The organism is Variovorax sp. CF079 (genome assembly GCF_900101545.1).
In the GTDB taxonomy this organism is placed as follows: Bacteria; Pseudomonadota; Gammaproteobacteria; order Burkholderiales; family Burkholderiaceae_C; genus Variovorax.
In genome coordinates, this window is the sequence record NZ_FMZU01000002.1 from 62,855 (window position 1) to 84,731 (window position 21,877).

Here is a 21,877-nt window from a genome sequence, read left to right on the forward strand (position 1 = left end):
GAATAACTGGTTTACCCTGATCAGCGCTTTCATCAAATGATGAAAAATCAGTCACGCGTTTCACCAAACGATGAGCTCGAAATTGACCAAAGCCACTGCCTCACCGGTCCCGGAGCGGATCTCGCTGGCCGAGGTGGCGCGCGCCACCGGCGCCGCGCTGGGCCGTTTCGACGGCGCCGAAGTGGCGCGTGCGATGAGCCGCTTCGAGGCCTCGCATGTGAGCAGCGAAGAGCACCCGACGATTGCCGACATCAGCGAATGCCTGTTCTTTTCGCCCGGTGATGGCCGCATCTGGCTGCAGGATCAGCGCATGGTGCTTCTGCATACCGAGGCGCTGGGCTCCCTGCGGCGCGAGCTGATCGACAGCCTGGGCCAGGAGAAGGCCCGCGGCCTGTTCACGCGCGCGGGCTACGTCAGCGGCGCGCGCGACGCGCGGCTGGTGCGCGAACATTGGCCCGAGGCCGAGCCGGCCGCGGCCGCGATGGCCGGCACCCGCCTGCATGCCCTGGAAGGCCTGGTGAAGGTCGAGCTGGTGCACGCGCGCTATGACCCCGAGACCTCGGACTACGAGGGCGAATTCATCTGGCACCACTCGAGCGAAGACGACGAGCACATCGCGGCCTACGGCATCGGCGGCTCGCCGGCCTGCTGGATGCAGGTGGGCTATGCCACCGGCTACGTCAGCACCCTGTTCGGGCGGCTGGTGGTGTTCCGTGAAGTCGCCTGTCGCTCGATGGGCGAGAGCCAGTGCCGCGTGATCGGAAAATCGGCGGAGCGCTGGGACGATGTGGAAGAAGACATGCGCTACCTGCGCGCGCGCGACTTCGTCGGCGTGTCGCAGTACGGCGACGCGACGCCGCAGGCCGCGGAGTTGCCCACGCCGCGGCGCAAAAGCGGCGCGATGGTGGGCGCGTCATCGGCTTTCAACGCGGCCTGCCACCTGTTGCATCGCGTTGCGCCGACCACAGCCACTGTGCTTTTTACCGGTGAGTCCGGCGTCGGCAAGGAAAAGTTCGCCAGCATGCTGCATAGCATCAGCCCGCGGCGCGACAAGCCCTTCGTCGCGGTGAATTGCGCGGCCATTCCGGAGACGCTGATTGAGTCCGAGCTGTTCGGAGTGGAGCGCGGCGCTTACACCGGCGCCGGCGCGGCGCGGCCGGGACGCTTCGAGCGCGCCCACGGCGGCACACTGTTTCTGGACGAGATCGGCACGCTGAGCTACGCGGCCCAGGGCAAGCTACTGCGCACGCTGCAGGAGGGCGAAGTCGAGCGCGTGGGTGGCACGCGCAGCGTACAGGTGGACACGCGCGTCATCGCGGCCACCAACGTCGATCTGCGCCAGGCCGTGCGCGAGGGCAAGTTTCGCGACGACCTGTTCTTCCGGCTCAATGTCTTTCCCATTCACCTGCCGCCGCTGCGCGAGCGACGCGATGACGTGCCTCTCTTGATGAGCCATTTTCTGCAGCACTACGGCCGCAAGCACGGCCGGCAGGTCACTGGCTTCACGCAAGCCGCTGTCAAGGCGCTTCTGAACTACGACTACCCCGGCAACATCCGCGAACTGCAAAACCTGATCGAGCGCGCCTTGATCGTCGCCCCCGAGGGCGGCCTGCTCGAAGTTCACCACCTGTTCACAAGCGGCGAGACGCTGGACAAGAACGTGCTGTCGGTACGACCGGATGGCCACTTGGCGGGCGTGGGCGCTGCCGGCGCCCCGACCCCGCAGGCCACGCCTGCAAGCCACGCCGTGCCGGACCGCGCCGGCTCCAGTTCATTGGGGCAAGCGGAAGAGGCGCTGATACGCCGTGCGCTGGAACAATGCGGGGGAAACCTCTCCGCGGCAGCGCGTGTGCTGGGCGTCACGCGTCCCCAACTGGCCTACCGTGCGCGCAAGCGCGGCATAACAAGCTGACGAGCGCTTGCTCCTGTCGGCTCTGTGCCACTGAATACTCGCTAGACCACCATCGGCGTCAGAGCGCCGTCCATCGTGATGAGCGCCCCCGTCACATAGCTGGCACAGTCCGATGCGAGAAAGACGGCCGCGTTGGCAATCTCCTGAGGATGCGCGTAGCGACCCAACGGGATTCGGGCTTCGTTGGCCTTCAGCAGTTCTTCCTCGGGCTTGCCGGTCAGACGCGATTCCGTCTCGAGCGAGTTCTTCACGCGGTCGGTATAGGTCGCCCCCGGATTGATGGCGTTCACGCGAATGCCGTGACCGCCCCATGCGTTGGCCAGGCCCGCGGATACCAGCATCAAGGCCGCATTGGCCGCCCCGCCCGGCAGGTGCATCGCGCTCGCGACCTTGCCACCCGTTCCGATGATGTTGACGATCGATCCCGCGCGCCGCGCGACCATCGACTTCAGCGCCGCGTCCATCGCGTGCACGTAGCTGAAGTATTTGGCGTCCATCGCGGTTCGCCAGGCCTGCGCGTTCAGTTCCGCCGGCACGACGCGCTTTGCGCCGCCGGCCGAGTTGACCAGCACGTCGATCGGGCCGAGCGCCTCTTCCACCTGCGCGACTGCAGCGAAGGCGCTGCGCGGGTCGATGAAGTCCGCCACGGCGCAAAGTACGTCGAAGCCTTCCCTGGCGAGTTCGGCAGCGGCGGCGCGCAGGTTCTCCTCGCTTCGCGAAGCGATCGCCACGCGCGCGCCTTCGGCCGCAAAGGCCCGCGCGCATGCCAAGCCGATGCCCTTGCTGCCGCCCGTCACCAGGACCACCTTGCCTTGCAGATTCAGATTCATCTCGATTCTCCTCATTGAAGGCGCCGCACCGGCACCGCACTGCGGCGCCCATTACTCAGCCTTGATGTTCGCCTCTTTGACCACCCGGGCCCAGCTTCTCAGATCGGATTCGATGACGGTCGCCATCGCTTCCGGCGTGCTCGAACGAACCTCGATTCCTTGCTTGGCAAGCACTGCCTGGACGTCCGGCATGGCGAGGACACGCATGACATCGGCATTCGCCTTGCGGATCACATCCGCAGGCGTCTTCGCCGGCGCGACGAAACCCGCCCAGATGTCGACGCAAAAGCCGGGCAGGGCTTCGCCCACCGTCGGCAGCTGCGGCAGCGACGCATAGCGAGTTGCGCCCGTACCGGCAAGCAGCCGCAGGCGCCCGGACTCGATATGCGGCAGCAACGCATTCGCCTGGCCAAGGAACAGATCCACGCGCCCCGCGAGCAGGTCCGGCAGCGCGGCCTGTGCGCCCTTGTAGGGAACGTGCTGGATCGATGTTCCGCTCATGCTCTTGAGCAACTCGAGCGAGAAGTTCTGCGGCGAACCCGGTCCGCCGGAGGCGTAGGTGAGTTGTCCCGGCCGCGCCTTCGCAAGCGCCAACAATTCCTTGACGTTCTTGGCCGGCAGTGCCGGATGGACCACGAGCAGGTTCTGCACGGAGATCGCAAGACCAAGGGGGGCGAAGTCCTTGACGGGGTCGTAAGGGACCGCGCCGAGCAACGGCGCGAAGACCAGCACGCTGTTCGGGGCTACCAGCCACGTGTAGCCGTCCGCGGACGCGTGCGCCACGGCCTTGGCCGCAATCGCCCCGCCGGCGCCCGGCTGGTTCTCCACGATCACCGGCTGTCCCCAGATTTCCTGGAGCTTCTGCGCCACGGTGCGGGCGAGCACGTCGGGACTGCCGCCTGGCGTGAAGGGCACGACGATCTTGACGGGCTTGTTCGGATAGGGCTGCGCAACGGCAAGCCCAGGGATGAGGCTCGACAAGGCAAACGCTACGAAAGCGCAGAAGCGCCATGAGCACATGTGTATGTCTCCCAATCAATTCGGCCGTACGGCGAGCATCCGGTCGATCAGGCCCGGAGTGTGCGCAGCACCTCGGGGTTGTGAACGGCGATCGGCTCGCCGGCCTCGAAGGCCAGGATTTGCCGAAACGCGTTCCCGTAGGCGATCTCGTGATTGTCGATCTCGACGTAGCCGATGTGCGGGGTGCACACTGCATTGGGAAGCGATAGCAACGGGTCGGCGGCGCCGAGGACTGGTTCGTGGTCCAGCACGTCGACCGCCGCCATCCCCGGCCTGCCTGCCTTCAATGCTGCCACCAGTGCGCCAGGGGCGATCAGTTCCGCACGGCTGGTGTTGACCAGCAGCGAAGTGGGTTTCATGCGTGCCAGGTCGTCGGCCGTGACGCTCCCGCGCGTGTCGTCGCTGAGCCGCAAGTGCAGCGAGATCACGTCGCAGCGCCGGAAGAAGTCGGCGCGGTCTCTTGCCATCGCGAGCCCATCGCCCTCGGCCGCGATGCGGCTGCCTTCGCGCCCCCACACGAGCACCGGCATCTCGAAAGCCTTGGCGTAGCCGGCGATCACTTTTCCGATGCGGCCGTAGCCGAGGATGCCCAGCGTGCGGCCCCGCAGCCCCCGTCCTATCGTGCTCTGCCAGCGCCCCTGCTTCAGCGCTTCGACTTCAAGCGGAATGTGGCGCAGGGCCGCAATCATCAAGCCCCATGTCAGCTCCGCTGCCGCGTAGGAAGGCCGCGACGTCAAGGTCGCACTGACAAGCACGCCATGACGCGTGCATGCCGCAAGGTCGATGTGCGGAACATGGCCGTTCTGACTGATCAGCTTGAGCTTCGGCAGTCGTTGCAGCAGCGCCTCGCCGATCGGCGTTCTCTCGCGCAGCAGCACGATCGCTTCCGCGTCCTGGAGCCGATCGGCGAGTACATCGAGGTCGCTCACGTAGTCGGTGTAGATGGTGACGGCCTTGTCCGCGATCAGGCTGAAGCAGTCCAGCTTGCGGACAACGTCCGCGTAATCGTCGAGGATGGCGATGTTCATGGGTGATCCGCTTCAGGCGTTCGTCGGCAGGTCCGCGACGGGGCGGCCTTCGTCGATGAGCCGGCATTTGCGCTCCTCGGCGGCGGCCTTCTTCAGGGCGAGTTCCAGCACTTCGCGCGCCCTGGCTCGAGGAATGAAGCAGACGCCGGTGTCGTCGGCGAATGCGATGTCCCCCGGAGAAACGCGAACGCCGCCGATGTTCACGTCGCCGTTGATCTCGACCGTCTCGATGCGCCACTTGCCTGTCATCGGCGTCACTTCGGTGGCCCACACCGGGTAGCCGACGTTTCGCGAGTGCGGCACGTCGCGGATGCCGCCGCTGACGATCGCGCCAGCCTCGCCCTGGCGCTTCCCGGTCTGCGCCGAGATGCCGCCCATGTTCGACACACCCGCCACGCCGTCAATCACGATGACATCGCCCGACTCGGCCAGGTTGTGCGCTTCGAACTCGGCCATCCTGTTGACCTTTGCGCGGGCAGCTTCATACGGGTGCTCGCGCAACGCGATGTTGCGTACTGTCAATGCAGGGCCGACGATGCACGTGCCTGCCATCGTCGGCTTGAACCAGCTGGCGGGCAGCACGCCCGTGATGCCGAGTTCGTCCATGATGTCCGACAGGATGCCGCTTGCGTCGCCCAGCGAGAGGAAGCCGGCGATCAGATCTGGATCGGGTCTCGGGAGCGCCGTCATGAGGATGCGCTCGGGCGCGATCTTTCCAGTGAGCTTTCGTTCTGCCATTGCGCGTCCTATCGGGTTGTGCTTGCGTCTTGCCTGAGCGATTCGCTGCCGGCCTTGGCAACTTGCCCGTCCTGGACCGACGTGCCGCCGCCCACACCGATCGAGCCCGCGATCTTCCCGTCCACGACGATCGGCACGCCGCCCTCCAGCGGCATGGCTCCTCGAAGCGCCAGATAGCGCAACCCGATCCCGCCTCGCGCCAGCACCTCCTCGAGGTCCTTGGTGGGACGCCTGAAGTGAAGCGCGCTGCGCGCCTTGTCCTCGGCTCCCGCCAGAGCACCGTACTGGGTGTTGTCGAGTTTCTCCTGCATGACGACGTGGTCGGCGCTGTCCATGACGACGATCACCATGCTCCAACCGTTCCTCACGGCCTCCGCCTCGGCAGCGGCCATCACCTTCTTGGCCTGGGCGAGGCCGATGGGCGAGCCGTAGGGCGTGGTAGGAGGCGGCGGCGGAGATGGCGCCGTCTGCGCGAATGCGGCAGCGGCAGAGAAGATCCAAGCGAGGGCGAACGGTGCGGCAATGGTCCGCCGTGTCGTGCGCATGGTGGGGCGCAAGGAATGGAGCTGTTGGAGCATGGAATCACCTTTCATATCATTTCGACTCGGCCGTGCTGCAGGTCAACGGCCGCGCGGCTCGGCCGGTGCGACGTCGAGTCCATCCACGCCGCTGCGCAACACCGAATCCGCCAGGAAGCCGCTCGCGCGCAGGTCGTCCAGCGCCGCGTTGATCCACTTCAGTCGATCACTGCGGTCTAGAGGAACCGCGATCGCTTGCGGTACGCCATAGAAGTTGTCGGGCAGCAGCCGAAGTCCCGATGCGTCTCGCGTATTGGCTGCCAGTCGCTGCCGGTTGCCGGCAAAGGCAATCACGGTTCCGTCCGTGAGCCATTGGACGGCCTCTCGCAACGTGTAGTCGGGCGTTGCACGAACACGCGCGGCGCCCAGCCGCTCTTGCAGCCATACGCCCACGCTGTCGTCCGTGTTCACCCCAACTGCTTGTTTGGCACCGTCCAAGTCCCGGACCGACTGCATCTTCGAGTCGGCGCGCACCAGTGCGCTTTGTTGCACCAGCATGTAGGTTTGGGAGTAGAGCACCGTGCCCTTTCGCTGCGGATTCGGGGCTACGAATCCGATGTCGGCCGATCCGCTTCGCACTGCTTCCAGGACATCAGCCGCCGTCGCGAGAGGTGCGATGGCCGTCGGCACGCCCGCTCTGCGACCCAGCTCACGGGTGAGATCGGCCACCACGCCCGAGACGACGCCGGTGGCGGGATCGCGGCGCGCCTGCGCCAGGTTGGCGACGATGTATGCAGCTCGCAGCTGACCCGTGGGCGCCAGGACCGGTTCGGCGGCCATGACGGTTCCAGCGAGCAGCGACAACAACAATGGGGAGTAAGTAGCCAGCCTGGTCATGCAACATCGCGCTTTCAGTGTCCGCCGTATTTCTTGCACGCATCTTCACGCGCATGGATGCACGCGTCCAATTTAGAATTCGCCGGTATCGTCATCATCCCAGTGAATAATGTGCGGCTGGATCTCAATCTGGTTTCCATCTTGGAAGCCGTCATGCTCGAACGCAACGTGACGCGCGCGGCGGCCAGTCTCGCGATGACCCAGCCCGCCGTCAGCAACGCGCTTCGTCGCGCCCGCCGACTGACCAACGACGATCTGTTCATCAAGGTGCCCAATGGCGTTCGGCCGACGGCGCGGATGTTGGCGATGTGGCCTGGGATCCATCGGTCGCTCGCCGTCTTGCGCGCCTCGATCGCGCCGCAGCACTTCGATCCTCGTGCGGACGCCACCACCTTTCGCATCGCGGTGACCGACAGCCTTGCATCCGAGGCGGTCTCCGGCATCACGCTAAAGCTGAGCGAAGCCTCTCCTTTCGGACGCGTCGTGTTCTCCCACCACACGAATGCCAGTTCACTCGAGGCGATCGAACTCGGCACGCTGGACTGCGCAGTCGGGATGTTTCCAACGCTGCCCCACAGCGTCCACGTGCACAGTCTTCGCGCGGACCACTACGTCTGCGTCATGAGGCGAGGGCACGATCTCGGTCGCGCGATGTCTCTGGATGCGTTTGCCGATGCGCGGCATGTGCTTGTATCGCCGTCGGGCCAGGACATGGGCATCGTCGACAGCTGGCTCAGCCTGCATGGCCGCGGCCGCAGCGTGGTCGCGGTCGTCAACCGCTTCGCCGACGCACTGCGGGTCGTGGCCGACAGCGACCTGCTGGTCTGCGTTCCCAGCGACCTCCTCCATGGCCAGTCTCGCAAGCTCATGGTCAAGAACAAACTTGTGACACGGGACCTGCCGTTCGAGGTCGAGAAGCTCCTGTACAAGTTGATCTGGCACGAGCGGCTGCATGCTCACCCTGCTCATCAATGGTTCCGCTCGCTCGTGGCGGAGGTCTGTGTTCAGGCGAGATAGTCGTGCTCGACCGTGTCGAGCGCAAGCGTCATGTCAGCGATGTAGTGGACCGCCGATTCGACTTCCAGCACCGGCAGATCGGCCACCGGCGCCAGCGCATGTGGGTGCAGCTCGAGCGAGGCCGGCGCGGTCCATGCGCCGTGCATCTTGACATCGACCATGTAGTAGCGCACGAGCTCGCAAATTCGGGCGCTGCCGTCGACATGCGGAATGATCTTGAGCAAAAAGTTCGGCCCCGCGATGCCCGCCAGGATCGACGCAGCATCGAGTGCGCGGTGCTTGAAGCCCATGGTCGCCTTGGCCACGCGTGCATTGCCGTAGTCGAGCGTACCGGCGATCGTCTCGGTCTCGTAGTCGAGCACCGGTGAGGCGATCTTTTTCGGGAAGCCCCAGAGCTCACGCCCGCCAGCAATGGGCGGATGGTCGTTGAGGTACATGGCATGCACGTAAGCGCCGTGCTCCACACCCTTGGCAGTGCGCAGTTGCACCGGAATGACCTGGCCCGACTCGGTGTAGTCGCCGAAACCAGTGGAGTCGGGCATACGGATGAACTCGTACTTGACCAGCGGCTCCACCACTTCGAGCGGCTCGGGCACCACGGCGCGCAATGCGTCCATGTCAGTACGGTAAGTGATGACGACGAACTCGCGCCGCGTGAAACGGTAGGGCCCCGGCGGAAAGGCCGGGCTGGAAATCGGCATGGCAAAGGCCTGCCGGCGCACGTCTGCGATGTTCATGGAACTCCTTTGGTCGGGAAAACAACCTTAGCGCGCCTTGGTGGACGGCAAGCCGCCTGACGCGATCGTCCTCATGGGTCGACGAATACGCGCTTCCCCGGGTTCGGTCAGGTCGAAGGTCGTAACGCCGCTGGCCTGCGTCTGGGTGCGCAGCAACTCCGGGTGCGCCAAAGTATTGCGCATGTCGCGCGCGCCGGCCTCCCAATGCTCGAGGACCGTGATGCGCGAGAACTCGTAGTCCTTGGAATCGAGTTCGTAGGGCTTGTAGCGGTAGATCAAGTGCACGATGTCGACCGGCTCGTGCTTCATGTGCGCACACAAGCTGGCCACGCCCGGCTCCTCGCGCATCTCGGGCGGCAGCCGGTCGAGCAGGTCGACCAGTGACTGCCGCAGGTTCAGACGGGCGGCACACGCGTCGGTATTCATCCGGGTCCGACTGGAGTGCTGGATGTCCTTCTGGCGCGCCATCACCTCGGCCAGCGTTTGTGGCATCGACCCGCGGGCGTTGAACAGGTCGACCTGCAGTGCCACGAGCGGCTCGCTGCGCGGGTGTTCGTCAAGCACCGCGGCGCGCTCTTGCAATCAAGACTGCAGCGCCCATTCATCCCTTTAGCGTCGACATGCGTACCGCCACCAAGGCGCTGGTGCTGCAGGGTGGCGGCGCACTGGGCGCATACCAGGCCGGCATCTACGAAGTGCTCGCCGAGCGGCCTGCTCGAGGCTGGCGACACCGCTGTCATCGGCGATGCCACCCAGAGCAGGAAGAAATCGAAGGCATCGAGCATCCAGCCGAGGAAGGTGGCGAAGACCACTCTCCTTTGTGCGGTGGTCAGCGGCATCGGTGTCGCTCCGGAGATCCGGCGTGAGGTCATCGCAGTAGCTCCTGTGTCAGTGGTTGAAAGGCCCCGAAATGCCGCAGCGTCACGAGTGCTGCAAGATTCGCTCGTGCGTGTGTCGGTACGGTTACTCCCGGGGCGACGGGAGATGACGTTTGAAGCTGCGCTACTGAGCGGGCGCAGTACGACGCGGGGCCCCAAGACACGTTCATGAGCGGATCCGATGGGTTCATTTGCTTTACTCGTTGGACAGGCCGAGTTCGAGCTTCTCTAATTCCTGCGTCACTGCAAGAACGAGGAGACGCTTCATGCTTCACATGTCCGGAAAGATCGCCGCCGCGGCCTGCGCGCTTGTGGTCGGATGCGGGAGCATCGGGGCCGCCGCCGCCGCCTCGATCGGCGGGCCCCTGAACCTGGCCGACGAAGGAATGTTCTTCGTCAACGGGAAGGCCGTCACTTCCAAACATCCGGGGGTTTCGCCTGCCGGTCCGGTTCGCCCAGGGACGGTGACCGTCAACCAGATGTACGTGCACTATCGCGTCCCCGCAAGCAGAACCAGCGCCATCCCCATCGTGCTGGTGCATGGCGGTGGGCTGACCGGCATGAGCTACGAGACCACTCCCGACGGACGGGAGGGGTGGGCAACCTACCTCGTGCGCAAGGGGCATGCCGTCTACGTCGTCGACACGCCCGGGCGCGGACGCTCCGGCTTCAACTCGACAGCCATCAACGAGGCCAAGGCCGAGGGAAGCGTCTCGGGGCTGCCCGCCAGCGTGTTGATGGTGACTGCCGAACTTGCCTGGCCTCTCTTTCGCTTCGGGCCTTCGCACGGAACGGCGTATCCGGATACCCAGTTCCCGGTCGAGGCGTTCCCGCGATTCGCTTCCCAGGGCGTGCCTTTTGCCGAGGCCATGCTCGAGGGAGGTGGCATGGGCACGGCCCCGCAGGCGCTCGCGGCGCTGCTGGACGATATCGGGCCCGCGATCGTCGTGGTGCACTCGCTGGCGGGGCCCTTTGCCGATGCCTTGATCGGTCTGCGTCCCGCCCTGGTCAAGGCGGTCGTCAACATCGAGGGTGCGCAGTCGGTCGTTCCCACCGACGCGCAGATCGCGGCCTACAGAGGTGTCCCCGTGCTGGAACTGTTCGGCGACCATCTCGACGCTCCCGTGTTCACGGGCCAGCCTCGCTATGAGGCACGCAAGGCCGTGGTCGAGCGGATCAATCGCCTCGAGGCAGGCAGGGCGAGCCTGGTGCGGCTTCCCGACGTGGGCATCAAAGGCAACTCGCACATGATGATGCAGGACAAGAACAACCTGGAGGTGGCTGACTTCATCCTGCGCTGGATCGCGGACAAGGTGCGCTGAGTCATCCGCCGGCGTTGTGTGACGGCAATGACGAGGCCGAACCAGCTCCTGTCCGACCGCGGGACCGGCCGTTCGCTACGAACGCGGCGCGTTGCCGCGATCCTCCGCCACGACATCGTTGCGCAGGATGCCAATGCCCTCGATCTCGACTTCGATGGTGTCGCCCACCTGGATCGGGCCGACGCCCGCGGGGGTGCCGGTCATGATCATGTCGCCCGGCAGCAGGGTCATGTACCTGCTGAGGTAGGAGACGATGGCAGGCACCGAGAAGAGAAGATCCGCGGTCGTGCCGTCCTGGCGCACGGCACCGTTGACCCGCGTGATGATTCCGAGCCTGGAAGGGTCCAGTCCGGTGGCGATCACCGGCCCCATCGGCGCGAAGGTGTCATAACCCTTGCCCGCCAGCAGGCAGCCGAATTCGCTTTCGCGGCGCTGCAGCACCCGATCGCTCACGTCGTTGCCGCAGGTGTAGCCGAGCACATGGTCCAGCGCATTCGCCGGGGACACGTGGCGCGCTTGTTTGCCGATGACAACAGTGAGCTCGCCCTCGAAGTGGATGTTCTGTCCATCGTCGGGGTAGACGATCGACTCGTTCGGACCAATGACCGTCGTGCTCGGCTTCATGAACAGCACGGGCAACTGAGGAACCGCCTTCCCGACCTCGTTCGAATGCGCGGTGTAGTTGTAGCCGAGCCCGAACACGCGCGGCCGCTCGATGGGGGAGAGAAGGCGCACAGCCGCAAGCGCATCGATGGCCCCGCTGCGCGTCAGGCCGTCAAGCGGCGAACCCTCCAGTCGAACGATCGTTGTCTCGTTCTCGATGACTCCGTAGTGGACGCATTCGTCCAACGCGTATCTGGCGATGTGCATGGGTGGGGTTCCGTTTCTTCCGTTGGGACCGATATCTAATGCTAACGTTAGCCTGAGAGGCATTGATTGTCAACGAAGGCCATGTACAAGTAATAATTTTCGAAAGATCGTTGACAAGCCGATTGCGCGTTTGCAAGAATATGCGCAAACGTTAGCACAAACAAGGAGACATTCGCTCATGAGCAAAGTTGGACACCATCTGCGGTTCGCCCCTGTCGGCACCGCATCGCCCGGACGGGATCCCGAGTCGGGCGCGCGCGCATCATGAGCCTGACGCTGCTCGCACAATCGGCCATCGGCGGCTTGTTGCTCGGTGGCATCTACGGGTTGCTTGCGCTCGGACTCAGCTTGAGCTGGGGCTTGCTGCGCCTGGTGAACCTGAGCCACTTCGCCTTGGCCTTCCTGGGTGCCTACCTCACCTATCAGCTGGGAACGCAGTTCGGCATTGCGCCGTGGTTGTCGGCGCTCGTCGTGGTGCCTGCGTTCTTCGTCGCGGGGCTCGCCTTGCACGCGCTCTTCGTGCGCTTTCAGGTCAGCGAGTTCGCGTCGATGCTGGTCACTTTCGGGATCACGATCCTGATCGAGTCCCTGATTCAATGGATCTGGTCTGCGGACTTCCGGAAGTTCGAGTCCGGCTACGCCCAGGAATCGCTGCGGATCGGAGCAGTGTTCGTGCCCGTGCCCGAGCTCGCCGCCTTCGCTTGCGCGGCGCTCCTTGCAGTCGCCGCGTGGGCAGGGCTGAACCGGACCTTGCTCGGCAAGGCATTGCGCGCCGCCGCCCACGATGGCGCTATCGCGGCAGCCTTCGGCATCAACGCCAGGCGGCTGTCGTACCTTCTTGCCGGCCTGTGCGCCGCCTCGGCCGGCGTCGCCGGTGTGTTCATCGCGCTGACCTCGACGCTCGCGCCCTCTCAGATAGAGGCCTGGATCGGCGTCGTCTTTGCGGTCGTGATCATCGGCGGGCTGGCCAGGCCGCTAGGCGCTCTTGCCGCCGGCTGTCTGATCGGCGTGTCCGAGTCGGTCACCATGGCGGCGGTCAATCCCGCCTGGGCGCCGCTGGTCGCTTTCTCGATCCTGATCGTCCTCCTGCTGTGGAGGCCCAAATGGCTCTGACCCGACAGCCTGCCCGGACGGCGGCAGTTGCGGCCGTCGCGCTTCTGGTCGCGCTTCCCTACTCGGGCGTCGCCGACTTCTACCTGTCGTACCTCTATGTCGTTTTCTTCTGGATTGCGCTCGCCACGAGCTGGGGCATCTTGAGCGGCTATTCGGGGTACTGGAGTTTCGGCCACGCGGCATTCTTCGGTGCCGGCGTCTATACGACGGCCACGCTGGCCGGCAAATGGGGCGTGCCCTTTCTGCTGACTGTTCCCGCGGCAGCGGCGATCGCGGCCGCGCTGGCGCTCGGCATCGGGCTCGTGGTGTTCCGCATCAAGACCCTGCGCGCCGAGTTCTTCGCGCTGCTGACGCTCTCCGTCACCTTCGTGCTGGCCGCGATCATCTCCAACACGCCGCTCGACGGCGGCGGCGGGATCTACCTGAGCAACGTCGCCGTCCCGCAGTTCGGCACGACGGTACCCGGCGCCATCTATCTCCTGGGGCTCGCGCTTGCGCTTGCCGCGCTCGCCGTTTCGCGCCGGGTCCTTCGCTCGCGCCTGGGGGCGGGTCTGCTGGCGATCCATGACGACGAGGACGTGGCGGAAGTCAAGGGCGTGCCGACCTTGCACTACAAGCTCATCGCCTTTGCCATCTCCTCGGCGATTGCCGGTGCGGCGGGGGCGATCCAGGCCGCTTACGTGGGCTACGTCACCGTCGGGGAGACCTTCTCGATCACCGTGCCGCTGTACGTCGTGCTCATGAGCATCCTCGGTGGCGCCCGTCATTGGGCCGGGCCCGCCATCGGCGCCACCTTGATCACCGTCGCGTTGAGCATCTTCATCGGCGGCGGGCACGCCGAACTGGGTCGTGCCGGCGTCGCGCTCGCGCTCGTGGTGGTGATCCTGGTCCTGCCCAGAGGGATCGCCCCCAGCCTGCTGGGTCGTCTGGTGCGCCGGAAGGACGCCGCGCCTGCGGCTGCGCAAGAGCTTCGCAACGTGGTTGTGATGAGGTCGCCTGCGATCCAGACTGCCACCGGACGGCCGCTGCTGATATGCCGCGGCGTCACAAAGTCCTTCGGTGGCATCCGGGCGCTGCAGGGTGTTCATCTGCAGGTCTACGAGGGGGAGATCCTGGCGCTTGTCGGGCCGAACGGCTCCGGCAAGTCGACGCTGATCAACATGATCAGCGGGCACTTTTCGCTCACCTCCGGCTCCATCCAGCTTGCGGGCGCGGCCATCGACGGCCTAGCACCCCATGAGATCGCGCGCCGCGGCATCGCGCGCACCTATCAGATTCCCCGCCTCTTCGACCACCTGACGGTGCTGGAGAACGTGCGGCTGTGCGCCTTCTTCGGTGGTGCGCGCGAGACGGCAGGGGAGAGCAGTCCGGACGCGCTGGCCCGTCGCTGGCTTGCATTCACTGGACTGGAGGCCAAGGCAGACGCGCTGCCGCCCGCGCTCAATCTGCATGAACGCAAGTTCGTCGAATTCGCCCGCGCGCTGGCGGCTCGGCCACGGCTTCTGCTGCTGGACGAGGTGCTTTGCGGCTTGACGCCGACCGAAGTCGACCAGGCCATCACGATGATCCGGAAGATCAGGGCGGGCGGCACGACCATCGTCTTCGTCGAGCACCTGATGCGCGCTGTGGTCGCTCTCGCCGATCGCATCGCGGTGCTCGACCAGGGGACGCTGCTCGCCCTGGGGCCACCGCGTGAAACGATGCAGGATCCCCGCGTCGTGGGCGCCTACCTGGGGACCGCCCATGCTGCTTGAAGTGCGAAATCTTCACGTGTCCTACGGCGATGCGCCGGCTCTCTGGGATGCGACCCTCGACATCGGCGCCGGCCAGATCGTCGCGGTGGTCGGGCCGAACGGCGCGGGCAAGAGCACGCTGATCAACGCCATCGCGGGCATCCTGCGCCCGAGGCAGGGTGAGGTCCGGCTCGACGGCACGGACATCGCGCGGATTCCGGGCCATCGCGTGTGCGACCACGGCATCGCCATCGTCCCGGAAGGAAGGCGCCTGTTCACCCACATGACCGTTCTTGAGAATCTCGAGCTCGGCAGCTATCGCGCCGAAGCGCGTGCCTCGGGGGAAGGCTCGCTCGACAAGGTGTTCTCGCTCTTTCCGATCCTCAAGGAGCGGCGACACCAGATCGCCGGCTCGATGTCCGGGGGGCAACAGCAGATGGTAGCGATTGGCCGCGCGCTCATGGCGCGCCCCCGGCTGTTGCTGATGGACGAACCCTCGCTCGGCCTCTCGCCGGCTGTGGTCGACGACATGTTCCGGATCATCCGCACGATCAACGAGCGTGGCGTCGCCGTGCTGCTGGTCGAGCAGAACATCCACAAGGCGCTCGAGATGGCGCACCACGCCTATGTCATCGAGCAAGGTCGGATCGTGACCTCGGGCAAACCCGACACGCTGCTCAGCAACCCTCGCATCCGGGAGGCCTATCTTGGCGTCTGATTTCTCACGTGACGAAGGGGTGCCGCTTGCCGTCCGCCGGCTCGTCACCGGGCACGATGGGGGCGGCGCGTCGGCGGTGACGCTCGACACGACGGTCCCGCGTTCCAACGCCTTCCAGCACATTCCGGGCATGGTGTCCCGGCTCGTGTGGGCCACCGCGCCGGTGCCCGGCTTGCCTTTCGACGGCGCGGACCCGACGCCAGCCGTCGCCGACATCGTTCCGGCATCCGGTGCGACGCGCTTTCTGATCGTCACCTTCCCGCCGGACAGCGTGTTCTCGGCGCCGGACTTCGATCCGGCCGCCGCTGCCGCAGAAAACCTGGCGATCAGCCCGGGGCTGGCCGAGCGCTTCGAACCCGATGGCATGCACACCACAGAGACCGTGGACTACGGCATCGTGCTCGACGGCGAGATCTGGCTCGAGCTCGACGAGGGGCGCTCGGCACATCTTCGGCGCCATGACGTGGTGGTTCAGAACGGAACCCGCCATGCGTGGCGAAACAAGAGCGAGCGCTGCGCGACGCTCGCCTTCGTGCTGATCGGGGCTTCGGCTGCGGCACGGGACAACACGCCATTCGACACAGGAAATTCTCATGACTGATACAAGAATCACGCGGCTGCACGGGCGGCGCGTGTGGGATTCGCGCGGACGCCCGACGGTGGAGGCGGAGGTCGCCCTGGCGTGCGGAACCGTGGCTCGCGCCATCGCGCCCGCTGGCGCTTCCACCGGCAGCGGCGAGGCGCTCGAGTTGCGTGACGGCGGCACGCGCTTCGGCGGCCTGGATGTGACGAAGGCGCTCACCTCGATCCGGGAAATCGCGGCATCCCTCGTTGGGTTCGATGCACGCGACCAGGCCGGAATCGACGCGCGTCTGGTGGCACTCGACGGCACCCCGGACCGCAGCCGCCTGGGCGGCAACGCGATCGTGGCCACCTCGATGTCGGTGCTGCACGCCGCGGCTTCGGCGGCGGGGCAGCCCTTGTGGCGTTATCTCGCCGGCGAACGGCCGGTGCGCATGCCGCTGCCCGAAGTGCAGATCTTTGGCGGTGGCGCGCATGCAGCGCGGCGCGTCGATGTGCAGGACTTCATGGTGATGTGTCCCGCTGCCGGCAGCTTCAGCGAGGCGCTCGAATGGACCGCGGAGATCTACCGCGCCGCCGGCGCCCTGATGAAGAAGGCAGGCAAGCTCCAGGGGGTCGCCGACGAAGGAGGCTACTGGCCAGCCTTCGACTGCAACGAACAGGCGCTGGACATGCTGATGCAGGCCATCGCCGATGCCGGCCTGCGCCCGGGCGAGCAGGTCGGCATTTCCCTCGATATCGCAGCCTCCGAATTCGGCCGCGACGGACGCTACGCGCTTGCGCTCGATGGCCGCAGCCTCGACACCGGCGAAATGATCGCGATGCTCGGCGCTTGGCTCGACGCGTATCCGATCCTGTCGATCGAGGACCCGCTCGCCGAGGACGACCCGGCGGGTTTCCGTCAGTTCACAGAAGCCTATGGCGCCCGCTGCCAGATCATCGGCGACGATTTTCTCGTGACAAACGCGGCCCGCGTGGCGGCCTCCGCCGCCGAAGGATGCACGAACGCGGTGCTGATCAAACCCAACCAGGCCGGCACCATCACCGAGACGCACGCGGCGCTGGGCGCCGGCAAGCAGGCGGGCTTTGGAACCATTGTTTCGGCGCGCTCGGGCGAAACCGAGGACGTGACCATCGCGCATCTCAGCGTCGGCTGGGACGCCGGCCAGCTCAAGGTGGGTTCGTTCTCCCGCTCGGAGCGCATGGCCAAGTGGAACGAGGTCCTGCGCATCGAGGAATCGCTGGGCCGCGACGCGGTGTTCAGCGGGTGGTCCGCATTGCCGTTCCTCGTTCCATCAACACGGCGCAAGCCACACTAGAAGGCAGTCATTCCCATGAATACGATCCGGCTGGCAGGCATTTCGGGCAGCCTGCGACAAGCTTCCAGCAACACGTCCATTCTCCGCACGCTCCAGGCATCGCTGCCATCGGGCGTGGAGATGACGCTGCTGCCGCTCGACGGCATTCCCCTGTACAACCAAGACCTCGACGGGCCCGGGCTTCCCGACTCCGTGCGGGAATTCAAGGCGGCGATCGATTCAAGCCACGGTGTCGTGATGTGCTCCCCGGAGTACAACTTCGGAATGCCGGGCGTCCTGAAGAACGCGATCGACTGGGCGTCGCGACCGGCATTTGCTTCCCCGCTGAAAGGCAAGCCGGTGCTGGTCATGACCAGCTCGCCGGCATTCACCGGCGGCGTGCGCGCGCAAGCCCAGCTGCGCGAAGCGCTGGGCGGCACCCTGTCGCGCGTCATCTCGAGACCGCAGGTCGTGATCGCCGGCGTCAACGGAAAGATCGAAGACGGGCGACTGACTGACCCCGCGAGCCTGACATTCGCGCTCGAAGCCATCGATGACCTGATCGCCGAAATCGGCCTGCTTCGTACGGCACGAGCGCTGTCAACGCAGCGCGCCGAAGCCTGAGCAACAAGTCCATCCCTCAACAACCCATCCGCGAGGTCCATTTATGCTGCCCGCCGTCAACCTTCGTCCGCCGTTCAACATCACGCGTGCCAGCCACGTCGTCCTCCATGTCTCGGACCTCGCAAAGAGCCGGGACTTCTACGTCAACATCGTCGGACTCGTCGTCTCGGAGGAGGGCGCAGGCATTTGCTACCTCCGAGGCTTGGCTGAAGCCTGCCATCACAGCCTGGTGCTGGTGCAGTCGCGCGGCGAGCAGACCTGCAAGCGAATCGGCTTTCGCGTCTTCTTCGAGGAAGACCTCGACAGCGCCTACCAGTTCTTCAGGGCCGAGGGACTCTCTGCCGAATGGGTCGATGTTCCGCACCAGGGGCGAACGCTCCACGTAGAGGATCCGATCGGGACCAGGATCGAGCTGTGCGCCCAGATGAAGACGCTGCCGCGGATGTATCTCAAGCGCGAGAGCTTCACCGGCGCGCATGCACAGCGTCTCGATCACTATCAGCTGCTGGCGCCGGATACCTATGCGCTGTGCGAGTTCTACAGCCGGCTGGGCTTTCGAAACTCCGAGTACATCGCCCATGGCGACAAGCTGCTGGGCGCCTTCATGTACCGAAAGGGCACCTGCCTCGACCTGGCGATCGTGCAGGGCGAGGGGCCTCGCTTGCACCACTTCGCCTACACCGTCCCGGAGTCGCACCAGATCTTTACCGCCTGCGATCTGGCAGGCAACTACGGCTACTCCGCTTCGGTGGAGCGGGGGCCGGGCCGACATGGGCCGGGCGGGATGCTGTTCGTCTATCTGCGGGATCCGGATGGCCACCGCGTGGAACTGTTCAACAGCCACTACCAGACCATCGACATCGAGATTGAGCCCGTCCGGTGGGAGGCCGCTTCGCTGAGCACCAACGTGCGCTGGGGACTGCCGGCCCCGGCTCGCTGGTACTTCGAGGCGACCGACTTCGCGGGTGCCTCCCTCATCGAACCAGCCGAGAAACCCAATCCCGAAACGCTGGAGAGCTATGCGCTGAAGCTCTCCTCTCAGAAGTAAAGACGAGAAAGGTCAAAACCATGGCGCGAGTCAAATATCTCCAACGTTCGGACACCGACGCCGATCAGGCCCTGTTCGACAGGCTGGAACGTGAGCGCAAGGTGCCCACCGCCAACATCTTCAGGGCGCTGGCGCACGCTCCGCAGATCCTGGATGGGTTCATCTCCTATGCCAACACGCTGCGCGGCTCCAAGCTGAGCCCGAAGCTGCGCGAACTGGCGATCCTCACCGTCGGCCACTGCACCTCGTCGGCGTACGAGATCGCACATCACCAGTCTCACGGACTGAAGGCAGGCATCAGTGCCGAACAACTCCGGGCCGTGCCCGCATTCGAAAGCTCCCCGCTCTTCGACGAAGAGGAACGCGCCGTCATGGCGCTGGCGCGCGAGTCCACCCTGCGCGTCGATGTGAGCGAGCCCACGTGGCGCAAGGCCGCCGCCTTCCTGTCCGAGCGCGAGCAGGTGGAGCTGGTCCTCACGATCGGCTGGTACAACTCCGGCGTTCGCATCATGGGAGCGCTCTCCATCGAGCTGGAAGACGGATACCGATGAAGCCCGCCGCACACCGCGCCGGCATCGTCCAAGCCGTTCATCCGAGTTCAAGGAGACAACCATGAGCACAACGAAATCCCAATTGCAGCGTCGCGCCTTTCTTGCAGTCGCAGGCAGCCTGGCGCTCGCACATGGCCTGCCGGCGCGCGCACAGCAGGGCGGCGTCGGCCCGATCCGCGTCGGCGGCACGCTGCCTCTCACCGGACCGCTCGCGCCGGTGGGCGGCATCCACAAGGTCGCCGGCGAGGTGTTCGTCGACGCGCTGAACAAACGGGGTGGATTGCTGGGGCGCAAGCTGGAGTTGATGCTGCTGGACGATCAGTCGCAGCCAGCCAACACGCGCACCTTGTACGAGCGCCTCATCACGGCCGAAAAGGTCGATCTGCTGATGGGGCCCTATGGCACCAGCTCGATCATCGCGGCGATGGGCGTGGCACAGCGCTTCGGCAAGCTGTTCATCCAAAGCAGCCTCGGCGACCCGAGCCTGGCACCTTACGACATGCAGTTTCCCGCGCTTCCGCTGGGGCCGGAGCCGCGGACGGCCGATACCGAGGTGCTGCTCGACGCCTATGCCGGTACCGCCACGCCGCCCAGAACCATCGCCTTCGTCACAAGCAAGTTTCCGTCGGCCCTCGATCTCGCCAAAGGCGGACAGGAGGTCGCGGCCAGGCGGGGTTTGAAGGTCGTGCTGTCGCTCGAGTACGAGTTCGGCACGCGCGACTTCGGCGGCATCGCGGCCCGCATCAAGGACGCCAAGCCGGACCTGCTGTGGTCGGGAGCGCTGGGACTGGAGGCCACGCAGTTGCTCGACGCCATGAAGCGCATCGACTATCAGCCTGCGCGCCAGTTCCACCTATTTCCCGCGCCGGGGCCGACCGTGTCGAATCCGCAGGCGGGCGGCCTGACCACGCTCACCTGGTTCGAGGACCACGCACCCTTCACGCAGAACGCGGGGGCGGCCGAGTTCGTCGCTTCCTACAGCGAGCGTGCGAAGGCGGCAGGGCTGTCTTGGCCGCACGTCGACTACCAGGCCGCAGCGGAGTTCGCGGCCTGGCAGATCCTGGAGGCTGCAGCGACCGCCGTGGGCCGCCTCGACGACAAGGCCATGGCCGCCTGGCTCAGGGCCAATGCGGTCAACACCGTGCTGGGAACGCGCCGCTTCGACGGCAGGTTCAACAGCGGCGTGGCCGACACCAAGGTCAAGCAGGCCCAGAACGGGAAGTGGGTCACCGTCTGGCCGCCCAAGTTTCGCCCTCCGGGGGCGGCATTCGTCGCACCCTGAGGTCTTCACGCAAGAGATCCATATGAACAGAACCATGATCGCAGCAAGGCTGCACGCGCTCGCCACCCCGATGTCGCTCGACACGATCCCGATTCCCAAACCCCGTCCCACGGACGTGCTGGTGAAGGTGATGGCGTGCGGCATCGTCCCCAACATGGCCAACGTCATCAACAACTGGCCGACCTGGTTCCCTCACCAGCCCTTGCCGCGGTTTCCGGCGGTCTTCGGGCTGGATCCGGTGGGGGTCATCGAAGAAGTCGGCGAAGCCGTGATCAATGCCAAGCCCGGGGACCGCGTCTACGTGAGTCCGCTGCGTTCCTGCGGCTCCTGCAAGGCATGCCGCGCCGGCCAGCGCAGCCACTGCCGCTACTTCACCCTCAATGGCTACTTCAGCACGAGCCGGGACGGCCAGCGCATCTTCGACCTGTATCCGTACGGCGGCTTCAGCCAATACATGACGGCGCCGGAGTACGCGATCGTCAACATTCCGGACAACCTGAGCTTCGAGCAGGCGGGGCGGTTCGGCTATCTGGGAACTTCCTACGGCGCCCTGAAGAATGCGGGCGCAGGCCCCGGCCAAGTCGCCCTGATCGACGGCATCACGGGCACCCTGGGCGTCGCAGCCACGGTGCTGGGGCTGGCCATGGGCCTGTCGCAGATCCTCGGCACCGGGCGCGACGAACGGCTGCTGAGCAGGATCAAGGCGCTTGCGCCCGAACGCATCCAGGTGATGAAGCTCGGCGAAGGGTCCAGCGGCGAATGGGCCAAGTCGCTCACAGGCGGGGAGGGCGTCGACTTCACCATCAGCGCATTGGGCGCGAAGGCGCCTGCAGCTACCATGCTCGACTCGATGAAGGGTGTGCGCCGTGGCGGCAAGGTGGTCAATGTGGGCGGCGTGGCGGAAGACCTGCCGATCGACGTGAAGTGGCTGATGGACGAACAGATCCAGTTGATCGGATCGAACTGGTTCACGACGGCACAGGGCCAGGAGATGGCGGAGATGGTTCGAACGGGCACGATCGACCTGTCGTACCTGGAGCACCGAACGTTCCCGCTCTCGCGCGTGAACGAGGCCATCTCCGGCCTGAAGGACCGCGACGGCGGCTTCAGCAACTACGTCGTGCTTCCCCAGGTTTCGGACGCGGCGTGAACAGTCCGGAA

The 21,877-nt window shown here is 65.6% G+C and carries 23 protein-coding genes; 14 read left to right on the forward strand and 9 right to left on the reverse strand.

Annotated elements, in window-relative coordinates:
- Positions 1–70: 70 nt before the first annotated feature.
- A complete protein-coding gene (locus BLS74_RS02685; RefSeq protein ID WP_093102765.1) occupies positions 71–1,912 on the forward strand; it encodes a sigma-54-dependent Fis family transcriptional regulator in 1,842 nt (613 codons plus the stop codon).
- 41 nt (positions 1,913–1,953) lie between these two features.
- Here the strand turns inward: BLS74_RS02685 and BLS74_RS02690 are convergent, their stop codons facing one another.
- The 6 genes from BLS74_RS02690 to BLS74_RS02715 form a co-directional block, all read right to left on the reverse strand.
- Positions 1,954–2,742 carry an SDR family oxidoreductase gene (locus BLS74_RS02690; protein ID WP_093102767.1) on the reverse strand — a complete coding sequence of 263 codons (789 nt, stop codon included), beginning with the start codon at positions 2,740–2,742 and terminating at the stop codon, positions 1,954–1,956.
- Positions 2,743–2,793: 51 nt separating this feature from the next.
- On the reverse strand, positions 2,794–3,723 hold the full coding sequence (locus BLS74_RS02695) for a Bug family tripartite tricarboxylate transporter substrate binding protein (protein WP_244503727.1): 930 nt from the start codon (positions 3,721–3,723) through the stop codon (positions 2,794–2,796).
- An 86-nt stretch (positions 3,724–3,809) separates the two neighbouring features.
- Entirely contained in the window at positions 3,810–4,790 is a 981-nt protein-coding gene (locus BLS74_RS02700) for a D-2-hydroxyacid dehydrogenase family protein (RefSeq protein ID WP_093102770.1), read from the reverse strand.
- Positions 4,791–4,802: 12 nt separating this feature from the next.
- Positions 4,803–5,528 carry an RraA family protein gene (locus BLS74_RS02705; protein ID WP_093102771.1) on the reverse strand — a complete coding sequence of 242 codons (726 nt, stop codon included), beginning with the start codon at positions 5,526–5,528 and terminating at the stop codon, positions 4,803–4,805.
- An 8-nt stretch (positions 5,529–5,536) separates the two neighbouring features.
- The gene (locus tag BLS74_RS02710; RefSeq protein WP_244503728.1) at positions 5,537–6,106 is read right to left on the reverse strand and encodes a GlcG/HbpS family heme-binding protein; all 570 of its coding nucleotides are present in this window, start codon (positions 6,104–6,106) and stop codon (positions 5,537–5,539) included.
- Positions 6,107–6,148: 42 nt separating this feature from the next.
- Positions 6,149–6,886 (reverse strand): transporter substrate-binding domain-containing protein, encoded by a 738-nt coding sequence (locus BLS74_RS02715; protein ID WP_170855481.1) that lies wholly within the window; start codon positions 6,884–6,886, stop codon positions 6,149–6,151.
- 114 nt (positions 6,887–7,000) lie between these two features.
- Between BLS74_RS02715 and BLS74_RS02720 the strand changes: the two genes are divergently transcribed.
- Positions 7,001–7,960 carry a LysR family transcriptional regulator gene (locus tag BLS74_RS02720; RefSeq protein WP_244503729.1) on the forward strand — a complete coding sequence of 320 codons (960 nt, stop codon included), beginning with the start codon at positions 7,001–7,003 and terminating at the stop codon, positions 7,958–7,960.
- Here the strand turns inward: BLS74_RS02720 and BLS74_RS02725 are convergent.
- Positions 7,948–8,697: an acetoacetate decarboxylase gene (locus BLS74_RS02725; RefSeq protein ID WP_093102776.1), complete on the reverse strand. Its 750-nt coding sequence runs from the start codon at positions 8,695–8,697 to the stop codon at positions 7,948–7,950. The two genes, BLS74_RS02720 and BLS74_RS02725, sit on opposite strands and share 13 nt — an antisense overlap.
- Positions 8,698–8,724: 27 nt before the next feature.
- Positions 8,725–9,279, reverse strand: a complete 555-nt coding sequence (locus BLS74_RS02730; RefSeq protein WP_244503730.1) for a DUF3734 domain-containing protein — start codon at positions 9,277–9,279, stop codon at positions 8,725–8,727.
- A gap of 38 nt (positions 9,280–9,317) precedes the next feature.
- On the opposite strand from BLS74_RS02730, the gene BLS74_RS02735 reads away from it, so the two are divergent.
- Both BLS74_RS02735 and BLS74_RS02740 read left to right on the forward strand, forming a co-directional pair.
- Positions 9,318–9,563 (forward strand): hypothetical protein, encoded by a 246-nt coding sequence (locus BLS74_RS02735; protein ID WP_093102777.1) that lies wholly within the window; start codon positions 9,318–9,320, stop codon positions 9,561–9,563.
- Between the two features lie 278 nt (positions 9,564–9,841).
- A complete protein-coding gene (locus BLS74_RS02740) occupies positions 9,842–10,897 on the forward strand; it encodes an alpha/beta hydrolase family protein (RefSeq protein ID WP_093102779.1) in 1,056 nt (351 codons plus the stop codon).
- A gap of 75 nt (positions 10,898–10,972) precedes the next feature.
- Here the strand turns inward: BLS74_RS02740 and BLS74_RS02745 are convergent, their stop codons facing one another.
- Entirely contained in the window at positions 10,973–11,767 is a 795-nt protein-coding gene (locus BLS74_RS02745; protein WP_093102780.1) for a fumarylacetoacetate hydrolase family protein, read from the reverse strand.
- 264 nt (positions 11,768–12,031) lie between these two features.
- Between BLS74_RS02745 and BLS74_RS02750 the strand changes: the two genes are divergently transcribed.
- From BLS74_RS02750 to BLS74_RS02795, 10 genes are all read left to right on the forward strand, one after another.
- Positions 12,032–12,880 carry a branched-chain amino acid ABC transporter permease gene (locus BLS74_RS02750; protein WP_093102782.1) on the forward strand — a complete coding sequence of 283 codons (849 nt, stop codon included), beginning with the start codon at positions 12,032–12,034 and terminating at the stop codon, positions 12,878–12,880.
- Entirely contained in the window at positions 12,871–14,634 is a 1,764-nt protein-coding gene (locus BLS74_RS02755) for a branched-chain amino acid ABC transporter ATP-binding protein/permease (protein WP_093102783.1), read from the forward strand. The genes BLS74_RS02750 and BLS74_RS02755 overlap by 10 nt, the downstream gene beginning before the upstream one ends.
- Positions 14,624–15,331, forward strand: a complete 708-nt coding sequence (locus BLS74_RS02760) for an ABC transporter ATP-binding protein (protein ID WP_093102785.1) — start codon at positions 14,624–14,626, stop codon at positions 15,329–15,331. The genes BLS74_RS02755 and BLS74_RS02760 overlap by 11 nt, the downstream gene beginning before the upstream one ends.
- Positions 15,321–15,932, forward strand: coding sequence for a cupin domain-containing protein (locus BLS74_RS02765; RefSeq protein ID WP_093102786.1), 612 nt, complete (start codon positions 15,321–15,323; stop codon positions 15,930–15,932). The genes BLS74_RS02760 and BLS74_RS02765 overlap by 11 nt, the downstream gene beginning before the upstream one ends.
- Entirely contained in the window at positions 15,925–17,232 is a 1,308-nt protein-coding gene (gene eno / locus BLS74_RS02770) for a phosphopyruvate hydratase (protein WP_093102788.1), read from the forward strand. Before BLS74_RS02765 ends, eno begins: the two co-directional genes overlap by 8 nt.
- Positions 17,233–17,247: 15 nt before the next feature.
- Complete coding sequence (locus tag BLS74_RS02775; protein ID WP_093102789.1) at positions 17,248–17,835, forward strand: NADPH-dependent FMN reductase; 588 nt, start codon at positions 17,248–17,250, stop codon at positions 17,833–17,835.
- Between the two features lie 43 nt (positions 17,836–17,878).
- Complete coding sequence (locus BLS74_RS02780; RefSeq protein ID WP_093102791.1) at positions 17,879–18,883, forward strand: VOC family protein; 1,005 nt, start codon at positions 17,879–17,881, stop codon at positions 18,881–18,883.
- Between the two features lie 20 nt (positions 18,884–18,903).
- Positions 18,904–19,434: a carboxymuconolactone decarboxylase family protein gene (locus BLS74_RS02785; protein ID WP_093102792.1), complete on the forward strand. Its 531-nt coding sequence runs from the start codon at positions 18,904–18,906 to the stop codon at positions 19,432–19,434.
- A 61-nt stretch (positions 19,435–19,495) separates the two neighbouring features.
- Positions 19,496–20,716: an amino acid ABC transporter substrate-binding protein gene (locus tag BLS74_RS02790; protein ID WP_170855482.1), complete on the forward strand. Its 1,221-nt coding sequence runs from the start codon at positions 19,496–19,498 to the stop codon at positions 20,714–20,716.
- Positions 20,717–20,750: 34 nt separating this feature from the next.
- Positions 20,751–21,866, forward strand: coding sequence for an alcohol dehydrogenase catalytic domain-containing protein (locus BLS74_RS02795; RefSeq protein WP_244503731.1), 1,116 nt, complete (start codon positions 20,751–20,753; stop codon positions 21,864–21,866).
- The last annotated feature ends 11 nt before the right edge of the window (positions 21,867–21,877 follow it).

Excerpts from the sequence above, each read along its gene's own strand:
- BLS74_RS02750 (WP_093102782.1), top strand. The coding sequence starts at position 12,032 with ATGAGCCTGACGCTGCTCGCACAATCGGCCATCGGCGGCTTGTTGCTC.
- BLS74_RS02745 (WP_093102780.1), bottom strand. The coding sequence starts at position 11,767 with ATGCACATCGCCAGATACGCGTTGGACGAATGCGTCCACTACGGAGTC.
- BLS74_RS02775 (WP_093102789.1), top strand. The coding sequence starts at position 17,248 with ATGAATACGATCCGGCTGGCAGGCATTTCGGGCAGCCTGCGACAAGCT.
- BLS74_RS02760 (WP_093102785.1), top strand. The coding sequence starts at position 14,624 with ATGCTGCTTGAAGTGCGAAATCTTCACGTGTCCTACGGCGATGCGCCG.
- BLS74_RS02735 (WP_093102777.1), top strand. The coding sequence starts at position 9,318 with ATGCGTACCGCCACCAAGGCGCTGGTGCTGCAGGGTGGCGGCGCACTG.
- BLS74_RS02790 (WP_170855482.1), top strand. The coding sequence starts at position 19,496 with ATGAGCACAACGAAATCCCAATTGCAGCGTCGCGCCTTTCTTGCAGTC.
- BLS74_RS02755 (WP_093102783.1), top strand. The coding sequence starts at position 12,871 with ATGGCTCTGACCCGACAGCCTGCCCGGACGGCGGCAGTTGCGGCCGTC.
- eno (WP_093102788.1), top strand. The coding sequence starts at position 15,925 with ATGACTGATACAAGAATCACGCGGCTGCACGGGCGGCGCGTGTGGGAT.
- BLS74_RS02720 (WP_244503729.1), top strand. The coding sequence starts at position 7,001 with ATGCACGCGTCCAATTTAGAATTCGCCGGTATCGTCATCATCCCAGTG.
- BLS74_RS02780 (WP_093102791.1), top strand. The coding sequence starts at position 17,879 with ATGCTGCCCGCCGTCAACCTTCGTCCGCCGTTCAACATCACGCGTGCC.
- BLS74_RS02700 (WP_093102770.1), bottom strand. The coding sequence starts at position 4,790 with ATGAACATCGCCATCCTCGACGATTACGCGGACGTTGTCCGCAAGCTG.
- BLS74_RS02685 (WP_093102765.1), top strand. The coding sequence starts at position 71 with ATGAGCTCGAAATTGACCAAAGCCACTGCCTCACCGGTCCCGGAGCGG.
- BLS74_RS02705 (WP_093102771.1), bottom strand. The coding sequence starts at position 5,528 with ATGGCAGAACGAAAGCTCACTGGAAAGATCGCGCCCGAGCGCATCCTC.
- BLS74_RS02795 (WP_244503731.1), top strand. The coding sequence starts at position 20,751 with ATGATCGCAGCAAGGCTGCACGCGCTCGCCACCCCGATGTCGCTCGAC.
- BLS74_RS02710 (WP_244503728.1), bottom strand. The coding sequence starts at position 6,106 with ATGCTCCAACAGCTCCATTCCTTGCGCCCCACCATGCGCACGACACGG.
- BLS74_RS02785 (WP_093102792.1), top strand. The coding sequence starts at position 18,904 with ATGGCGCGAGTCAAATATCTCCAACGTTCGGACACCGACGCCGATCAG.
- BLS74_RS02740 (WP_093102779.1), top strand. The coding sequence starts at position 9,842 with ATGCTTCACATGTCCGGAAAGATCGCCGCCGCGGCCTGCGCGCTTGTG.
- BLS74_RS02690 (WP_093102767.1), bottom strand. The coding sequence starts at position 2,742 with ATGAATCTGAATCTGCAAGGCAAGGTGGTCCTGGTGACGGGCGGCAGC.
- BLS74_RS02715 (WP_170855481.1), bottom strand. The coding sequence starts at position 6,886 with ATGGCCGCCGAACCGGTCCTGGCGCCCACGGGTCAGCTGCGAGCTGCA.
- BLS74_RS02725 (WP_093102776.1), bottom strand. The coding sequence starts at position 8,697 with ATGAACATCGCAGACGTGCGCCGGCAGGCCTTTGCCATGCCGATTTCC.